The following is a 981-nucleotide window of genomic DNA, read 5'->3' as shown; positions in this document are numbered from 1 at the left end:
CACTCGTCGCTCTCGCATACAACTGCAAAAGAATGGCACGGCTTCAAACAGCATAAGCCGGGTCAGCCTCGGCGTTATCAGCCGCAAAATGCCCAACCCGACAGACTGCTAGCTTGAAAGGAAGAAAAATACCAGAAAAGGCGATCATTATGGTTCAAAAAGCGGAACAGTATCCTTCGAACGAGATCGTCAGCATCAATCTGAAAGCTCCAAAAGAGGGGCGAAAGGTGTTAAAAATCTTCAGTTATAAAAATGGGTTTACCCAAGTGAGTGCCTTAAGAAAGGGCTTCCAACTTCTTAAACCCAAGAAGGAAAAGAAGCGTTCATGAGTTCCGGGTACAATATTGCGCTGGTCACCGCGCTCCGCGACATCAGTTCGGAAGCCTTCTCTATGAGTTGTTCCGAGCAAGTGGAGCATCTCTCTTTTGTCACGAAAGCGGACTTGTCCGTCGCGCCCGCCTCAGTCAGCAACGCCATTTCCCGACACACCCACCGTCTGCAGACTTTCTCCCAGTGGAATATCGCGACCGCCCTGACACCTGGAAAGCCGCAAGTCAGTAGCCGCTTCACCCATGAAAAGTTAACGTGACAACACCGTTAGCTCTTGTCTTTGTCGCATACAGCGCCCAGATTTTGTCAGACATGTCTTGAGCCTAGATTTTCACTACTGAGCTGTTTCAGAAACACGACACCAACCTTGATGGCTCCGCATTGTGCCACGCAGGGTTGATAGTACTGAAGACATTTCAGAGACGGGTATAGTTTTACTCCATCAGACGCATCACTAAGTTCATGATCATAATCTGTTTTGCACATATAGGCGCTTGTCATGGAAAGATCCTGCTCCTCTTCTCGTCTGACGATATAGTTTTCTAGAGCTTTTCCACTTTAATCTGGTTCATATCCTGTGGCTGTAAAGAAACTGGCGCATTGGCTGGGAGTGAAAGCGTGAAGCAGAGCGCCGACGGTGTCCCACAGAGC

The 981-nt window shown here is 48.7% G+C and carries 2 protein-coding genes; both read left to right on the top strand.

From position 1 onward, the window contains the following. The first annotated feature begins 113 nt into the window (after positions 1–113). Entirely contained in the window at positions 114–329 is a 216-nt protein-coding gene (locus GOB85_RS18815) for a hypothetical protein (protein WP_242011636.1), read from the top strand. Next, positions 326–589 (top strand): hypothetical protein, encoded by a 264-nt coding sequence (locus tag GOB85_RS18810; protein WP_173578874.1) that lies wholly within the window; start codon positions 326–328, stop codon positions 587–589. The genes GOB85_RS18815 and GOB85_RS18810 overlap by 4 nt, the downstream gene beginning before the upstream one ends. Positions 590–981 lie beyond the last annotated feature (392 nt).

It is taken from the genome of Acetobacter fallax (genome assembly GCF_011516735.1).
GTDB classification, from domain to species: domain Bacteria; phylum Pseudomonadota; class Alphaproteobacteria; order Acetobacterales; family Acetobacteraceae; genus Acetobacter; species Acetobacter fallax.
This window is presented reverse-complemented; position numbering and strand designations above follow the sequence as displayed.